At 74.1% G+C, this 6,572-nt stretch carries 10 protein-coding genes; 5 read left to right on the top strand and 5 right to left on the bottom strand.

Features of this window, described 5'->3' with window-relative positions; all coding sequences use genetic code 11:
• The 4 genes from NH342_RS21320 to NH342_RS21305 form a co-directional block, all read right to left on the bottom strand.
• Window positions 1-252 (bottom strand): hypothetical protein (locus tag NH342_RS21320; protein ID WP_253018092.1); only part of this gene is annotated, 252 nt, incomplete at its 3' end.
• On the bottom strand, window positions 249-599 hold the full coding sequence (locus NH342_RS21315; protein ID WP_253018090.1) for an NADH-quinone oxidoreductase subunit A: 351 nt from the start codon (window positions 597-599) through the stop codon (window positions 249-251). The genes NH342_RS21320 and NH342_RS21315, both read right to left, overlap by 4 nt.
• Window positions 600-627: 28 nt before the next feature.
• Window positions 628-1,263: a DUF305 domain-containing protein gene (locus tag NH342_RS21310; protein ID WP_253018088.1), complete on the bottom strand. Its 636-nt coding sequence runs from the start codon at window positions 1,261-1,263 to the stop codon at window positions 628-630.
• A 102-nt stretch (window positions 1,264-1,365) separates the two neighbouring features.
• Window positions 1,366-1,863 carry a hypothetical protein gene (locus tag NH342_RS21305; RefSeq protein ID WP_253018086.1) on the bottom strand — a complete coding sequence of 166 codons (498 nt, stop codon included), beginning with the start codon at window positions 1,861-1,863 and terminating at the stop codon, window positions 1,366-1,368.
• Window positions 1,864-2,038: 175 nt separating this feature from the next.
• On the opposite strand from NH342_RS21305, the gene NH342_RS21300 reads away from it, so the two are divergent.
• The 5 genes from NH342_RS21300 to NH342_RS21280 all read left to right on the top strand — a co-directional run bounded on the left by NH342_RS21300 (window position 2,039) and on the right by NH342_RS21280 (window position 6,006).
• Window positions 2,039-2,308, top strand: a complete 270-nt coding sequence (locus NH342_RS21300; protein ID WP_253018084.1) for a hypothetical protein — start codon at window positions 2,039-2,041, stop codon at window positions 2,306-2,308.
• A gap of 131 nt (window positions 2,309-2,439) precedes the next feature.
• Entirely contained in the window at window positions 2,440-3,081 is a 642-nt protein-coding gene (locus NH342_RS21295; protein ID WP_253018082.1) for an ABC transporter permease, read from the top strand.
• The gene (locus NH342_RS21290) at window positions 3,074-4,249 is read left to right on the top strand and encodes an ABC transporter ATP-binding protein (protein ID WP_253018080.1); all 1,176 of its coding nucleotides are present in this window, start codon (window positions 3,074-3,076) and stop codon (window positions 4,247-4,249) included. Before NH342_RS21295 ends, NH342_RS21290 begins: the two co-directional genes overlap by 8 nt.
• Window positions 4,246-5,040, top strand: coding sequence for an ABC transporter permease (locus NH342_RS21285; RefSeq protein ID WP_253018078.1), 795 nt, complete (start codon window positions 4,246-4,248; stop codon window positions 5,038-5,040). The genes NH342_RS21290 and NH342_RS21285 overlap by 4 nt, the downstream gene beginning before the upstream one ends.
• The gene (locus tag NH342_RS21280; protein ID WP_253018076.1) at window positions 5,041-6,006 is read left to right on the top strand and encodes a glycine betaine ABC transporter substrate-binding protein; all 966 of its coding nucleotides are present in this window, start codon (window positions 5,041-5,043) and stop codon (window positions 6,004-6,006) included.
• A gap of 10 nt (window positions 6,007-6,016) precedes the next feature.
• On the opposite strand, the gene NH342_RS21275 is transcribed toward NH342_RS21280, so the two are convergent.
• A partial coding sequence (locus tag NH342_RS21275) for a GerMN domain-containing protein (protein ID WP_253018074.1) occupies window positions 6,017-6,572 on the bottom strand: 556 nt, incomplete at its 5' end.

Below are 6,572 nucleotides of genomic sequence, written 5' to 3'. Positions count from 1 at the left end.
GGGGGTGGTCGCCGCGGCCCGGTCGGCAGGGCGGGGGAGGAGGTCGACGGTGGCGTCGACCAGGGCACCGAGCCCGGCGCCGGGCTCACCGCACACGAGGACGAGGTCGGCACCGGCCGCCGACGACGCGACCACCCACCCCCGCCGGTCGACCTCGGCCTCGGCCGCCCACCGCACCCGGGCGGCGCCGGGGACCTCGACGAGCAGCACGTGCAGCCGACGGGCGGCGACCCGCGCCAGGACCGTCCTCACGTCCACCGCAGCGCCCCCTCGCGCCACGCCCAGACGACGGCGGCCATCAGCACGCCCAGGAACACGAACATCTCGACGACGGCCCCCGCGCCCACCCGGGAGACCACCACGGTCCAGGGGTACATGTAGAGCATCTCCACGTCGAAGGCGAGGAACAGCAGCGTCACCGGGTACCAGCGGGCGTGGTACCGCGACAGCGCGTGCTCCGCCGGTCCGCGACCCCCGGAGAACGCCGGCAGGTCGTGGACCGGGCGCGCGACCTGCACCCAGCGGGCCAGGGCGAGGACGACGCCGACACCGGCGGCGCCCGTGGCGGCCAGCACGGCCAGGTCGAGGTAGGCGGGCACGGGTCTCCTGTCGGGGTCGAGGGCGCGATCAGCGGGTCGACAGGTCCTGGAGCAGCTGTTCCATCTCGGTGATCTCCGCGCTCTGGGAGTCCCTGATCTCCTGGGCCATCGCGAGCGCGTCGGGGTCCTCGCCGTCGGCAATCTCGGTCTGGGCCATGCCGACGGCGCCGGTGTGGTGCTCGAGCATCATCTGCAGCCACATCCGGTCGAACTCCGTGCCGGAGAGGCCCTCCAGGGCCGTCATGTCCTCCTCGCTCATCATCCCGCCCATCGCGGACTGGTCCATGCCGGAGTGGTCCGTGCCGGAGTGGTCGACGCCCTCCCCGCCGGCGGTGGCTCCCCACTCCCGCAGCCAGCCGTCCAGGATCTCGATCTCCGGGCCCTGGGCGGCCTGGATCCGCTGGGCGAGGTCGAGCACCTGCGGGTCGGTGGACCGGTCGGGGACCAGCTCGGCCATCTCCACGGCCTGTTCGTGGTGGGGCACCATGCCCTGCGCGAACGTCACGTCCGCGGCGTTGAAGGTGGCGTCGGCCGGCACCGACGTGGTGGTGGCGGACTGCTCGCCACCGCCGGAGCAGGCGGTGAGGGCGATGCCGCCGGCCAGCAGCACGCCGGCGAGGCGGACCGGACGGGGACGGGGGCGGGTGGACAGGGGGGAACGCACGGTCGACTCCTGGCAGAACGGGCAGCCGGGCCGAGGCCCAGCTCGAACGGACGGGGACGGACAGGCCGCGCACCGCCGGGCGGCGGGGCGTCGGCGTCCGTCCTAGATCCGCAGCACGCAGAGCCGGGCGAGATCCGGTCCGGGCGGGAGCGCCCGCAGCCGGTCGGGCAGCAGGTGGAGCGACCGCTGCACGGCCGCCATGCGGGCTCCGACCCGCCGACGGGCCAGCCAGGCCGCCAGGGCGGCCAACGCGACGCCGACACCGCCGGCGAGGACGGCTAGGCAGACCATCGCGGCGTGCGCGGCGGCGGAGTGGCCGGCCGGCGCGCCGTGGGCCGTCGAGGACGCAGCCGCCCGGTCCGACGGGTCCGCCGTCGTCCAGCCGCCGTCCCCGTCGGCGACGGGCAGGGCCGCGACGCCTATCGGGGAGGACGACACCGCGTGCGAGGACACCGCGTGCGAGGACCCCATGTGCACGGCCACGGCATCCACGGCATCCACGGCCACCGCGTCCACGGGCTCGGTGGCCGCGCACTGCAGCCCGTGCACGGCGAAGACGGCGCCGAGCATGAGCAGCACCCACCCCAGCCGAGCCCGCACGTCCCACCTCCCGCCGTTGCCTGGTACCCCGTGAGGGTATGCGCCCCGGCCGGTACGGCCAGTCGGGGGCCGACGAGGTCGTCCGACTCGATCCGGTCACGGCCTCATGACAGTCTCTTGACGATGGGCCGCGCCCCCTTCTCGTCGGCGGCGCGACCGGCCATCGTCGACGCCCGTGACCGCCATGCGACTGCCTGCCCTCAGCCCCACGGCGCGTGGCCTGCTCGGCACGCTCGCCGAGATCGGCCGCCCCGTCTCCGCCAAGGGCCTGCTCCTGCGGTGCAACCCGCGGCCGGTCACCACCACCGAGGCCGAGGTCGACCGGTGGCGGGGACGTGAGCACGACCTGCGCCGGGCGGTCGCCGAGCTGCACGAGACGGGCATGGTCGCGCACAGCGTCCAGAAGCAGGGCAGCGAGGTCGTCCAGGTGGTGTGGATCCCCTGAGCGCCCCCGGACGGCCTGCCGCGGTCGTCCGGCACCCGTAGCGTCCTCCCCGGCGGGCCCCCGAGCGGCCCGCCGGATCCCGTCTGCCCGCACGACCGGGCAGCCCCCCGACAGCAGAGAGTGGTGTGCCCTTGTGGCAGTACCTCGTCGACCGGCGTGAGCTGATCGCGTTCCAGGCCTACCAGCACGTCAGCCTGGTGGTGCAGTGCGTCGTCCTGGCCACGGTCATCGCCGTCGGGCTGGCGGTGCTGGCCTACCGCAGCCCCCGCATCACCGGCCTGGCCAACGGGCTGTCCGCCGTCGGCCTGACCATCCCGTCCTTCGCCCTGCTGGGCCTGCTGCTGGCACCCTTCGGCTTCGGCATCACCCCGGCGGTCGTCGCCGTCGTCTTCTACGCGGCGCTGCCCGTGCTGCGCAACGCCGTCGTCGGCCTCGCCGGGGTGGACCAGTCGCTGGTGGAGAGCGCCCGCGGCATCGGCATGAGCCGGTGGGCCACCCTGTGGCGGGTCGAGCTGCCGCTGGCCTGGCCGGTGATCCTGGCCGGCGTGCGGATCTCCACCCAGATGGTGATGGGGATCGCCGCCGTCGCCGCCTACGTGCTCGGTCCCGGACTGGGCAGCCTCATCTTCTCCGGACTCTCCCGGCTGGGCGGCGCCAACGCGCTCAACGCCACGCTCGTCGGGACCATCGCGATCGTCCTGCTGGCCCTCGTCCTGGACGTGGTGCTGGTCGGGATCGGTCGCCTGACCACGTCGAAGGGCATCCGTGTCTGAGTCAACCCCGTCCACCACCGTGACCGAGGAGCGCACCGTCAGCGGGGTGTCCATCCGGCTGGAGGGGGTCACCAAGCGCTACCCCGGCCAGGACGTGCCGGCGGTCGACACCGTCGACCTGGACATCCCGGCCGGCGAGACGGTCATGTTCGTCGGGCCCTCGGGCTGCGGGAAGACCACGCTGCTGAAGATGCTCAACCGGCTCATCGAGCCCAGCGGCGGGAAGATCTTCCTCGGCGACGAGGACGTCACCGACCAGGACCCGGACACGCTGCGCCGCCGGATCGGCTACGTCATCCAGGCCGGCGGCCTCTTCCCGCACATGACGGTCGGCACGAACATCGGGCTGGTGCCCGGCATGCTGGGGTGGGACAAGGGGCGGATCGCCGCGCGCACCGACGAGCTGCTCGACCTCGTCGGCCTGGACCCCGAGGTCTACCGCGACCGCTACCCCAAGGAGCTCTCCGGTGGGCAGCAGCAGCGCGTCGGCGTGGCCCGGGCGCTGGCCGCCGACCCGCCGGTGCTGCTGATGGACGAGCCCTTCGGCGCAGTCGACCCCATCACCCGGCAGCGGTTGCAGGACGAGCTGCTGCGCATCCAGGAGGAGCTGGGCAAGACCATCGTCTTCGTCACCCACGACTTCGACGAGGCGGTCAAGCTCGGCGACCGGATCGTGGTCTTCGACGTCGGCGCGCGGGTCGTGCAGTACGACACCCCCGAGGCGATCCTGGCCGAGCCGGCCGAGGACTACGTCGCCGACTTCGTGGGCGCCGGTGCCACCCTGAAGCAGCTGACCCTCGCCCGGGTCTCCGACACCGAGCTGCACACCCCGGTCACCGCGACCGCCGGTGAGGACAGCGCCGCCGTCGTCGCCCGCGCCGAGGCCGCCGGCGAGCGCTACGTGGTCGTCGTCGACGGCCGCGGCCGGCCGGTCAGCTGGCCCTCGGTCGCCGAGCTGTCCCGCACCACGCAGGTGCCCGCGACCCGCGACGACCGGCTCCCGGTGGTGGGCCTGCGGTCCACCCTCAACGACGCGCTGGACACCATGCTCGCGGCCAGCCAGGGCGGCGTCGTCGTCACCGGACGGCGCGACGCCGTGGCCGGCGTGCTCGTCGTCGAGCAGGTCATGGCCGCCATCCAGTCCACCCGCAGCGAGGTCCGCGCATGACCGTCACCGCGGAGGCCGAGGACACCCGCGAGCAGGCCGAGGACACCCCGGCCCGCCGGCGGGGCCGGGAGGTGCCGTGGCGGGCGCTGCTGCTGCAGCCGCTGCTCATCGCGGCCGCGCTCGGCGTGTTCGCGGTGTGGCGCGCGGGTGCCGACCTCACCGACGCCGAGGCCCGACCGCTGGGGTGGAGCGCGCTGGGCGGCACGGTGCTGGACCACCTGCAGCTGGTCGCGGTGTCGGCCGTGGTCGTCCTGGTCGTCGGCATCCCGCTGGGGGTGCTGCTGACGCGGGGGCCGTTCCGGCGAGCCACCCCGCTGGTGCTGGGCATCGCCAACACCGGCCAGGCCGCGCCGGCGATCGGGTTGTTCGTGCTGCTGGCGACCTGGCTGGGCTTCGGGTTCCGGTCGGCGGTGGTGGCGCTGGTGCTGTACTCCGTGCTGCCGGTGCTGCGCAACACCATGGTCGGCCTGCAGGGCGTGGACGCCCGGCTCGTCGAGGCCGGCCGCGGCATGGGCATGAGCGCCCTCGCCGTCCTGCTGCGGGTGGAGCTGCCGCTGGCGGTGCCGGTCATGCTCTCCGGCGTCCGCACCGCCCTGGTCCTGCTGGTCGGGACGGCGACGCTGGCCACCTTCATCGACGGCGGTGGCCTCGGCCTGCTCATCACCACCGGCATCAACCTGAACCTGGACTCGCTGCTCTACAGCGGGGCCCTGCTGGTCGCGCTGCTGGCGCTGGCCGTCGACTGGCTCGGGCGGGTCGTGGAGACCCTGGCCCGGCCGAAGGGACTGTAGATGCGCCGCGCCGCCGCCGCCCTGCTCACCGCACCCCTGCTGCTCGCCGGGTGCGGGCTGCAGGCCGCCAACCAGTACACGCCCGACGCCGAGCCCGGGTCCATCCAGCCGGTCGCCGACAGCGCCGGCGTCGAGCTCGTCGTCGGCAGCAAGAACTTCACCGAGCAGCTGATCCTGGGCAAGATCGCGGTGATCGCGCTGCAGACCGCCGGGTTCGACGTGCTCGACCGCACCAACATCCCGGGCTCGGTGCCGGTGCGCACCGGGTCGGTCAACGGCGAGATCGACATGAACTGGGAGTACACCGGCACCGCCTGGCTGACCTACCTGGGCATGTCCGAGGGCATCCCCGACCGCACCGAGCAGTACGAGGCGGTGCGCGAGGCCGACCTGGCCAACGACCTGACCTGGCTGCCGCCGGCGGAGATGAACAACACCTACGCCTTCGCGATCCGCAGCGAGGCCGCCGCGGACCTCGGGGTGAGCCGGCTGTCCGACATCGCCAACCTGCCGGTCGAGGACCGCACGTTCTGCGTCGAGGCCGAGTTCGCCAGCCGCAACGACGGGTTCGTGCCGATGCTGGAGGCCTACGACCTGCCGCTGGGCAGCCCGGACGGCGTGCCCCGCGACAACGTCTCCACCCTCGACACCGGCGCGGTGTACACCGCCACCGACCAGGGGGCCTGCAACTTCGGCGAGGTCTTCACCACCGACGGCCGCATCGAGTCCCTGGACCTCACGGTGCTCGAGGACGACCGGCAGTTCTTCCCCGCCTACAACGTCGCCCCGGTGGTCTACACCCCGACGCTGCAGGCGCACCCGGAGCTGGCCGACGTGTTCGCCGAGATCACCCCGCTGATCACCGACGACGTGATGATCGAGCTCAACCGGCGGGTGGACGTCGACGGCGAGGAGCCGGTCGACGTCGCGCTGGACTGGATGCGCAGCGAGGGCCTCGTCTCCTGACGGTCACCGGTCACGGCGGCCCGGTGAGGTACCCGGCGTAGTCCTGCGCGGTCAGGGCGCGGGTGGTCAGCTCGCCGGTCGGCAGGGGAGCCTCGACCGCGGCGCCGTCCTGGGTCAGCAGGACGCCGTCGACGGCGGGCAGGCTGGTGACGGTCAGCACGATCTGGGCCACGGCCCGCCGGTTCTGCAGCCCCGTCGCGGTGTCGGTGCCCCCGCTGAGCGCGACGGTGGCCACCCCGTCGGACAGGTCGCGCACCCCCAGCAGCACCTGGGCCGGGAGCGCGGTGGACAGGCCCTGCTCGCGCTCGACGGCGGTGGGGCCGTCGGCCAGGGCCTGCAGCAGGTCGTCGACCTGCTGCCCCACGTCGCCGTCCACGGAGCGTCCGCGCGGCACGAGCAGGTCGCCGGTGCCGACCAGGAACACCGCGGGCTGGCCGGCGGTGGCGCTGGGGGAGGCGGTGGTGGCCGCGCTCGGTGCCGGTGCGGCCAGCGCGCTCGGCAGGTCGGCCGCGGGGACGGGGTCGGGCGCGCCACCGGTCGGGACCCCGCACCCGCCGAGGACGCCG

Source organism: Klenkia sp. PcliD-1-E (assembly GCF_024124375.1).
Lineage (GTDB): Bacteria > Actinomycetota > Actinomycetes > Mycobacteriales > Geodermatophilaceae > Klenkia.
Note: the sequence above shows the minus strand (reverse complement) of the source record. Positions and strands in the feature narration are given on the sequence as shown.

Excerpts from the sequence above, each read along its gene's own strand:
- NH342_RS21280 (WP_253018076.1), top strand. The coding sequence starts at position 5,041 with ATGCGCCGCGCCGCCGCCGCCCTGCTCACCGCACCCCTGCTGCTCGCC.
- NH342_RS21285 (WP_253018078.1), top strand. The coding sequence starts at position 4,246 with ATGACCGTCACCGCGGAGGCCGAGGACACCCGCGAGCAGGCCGAGGAC.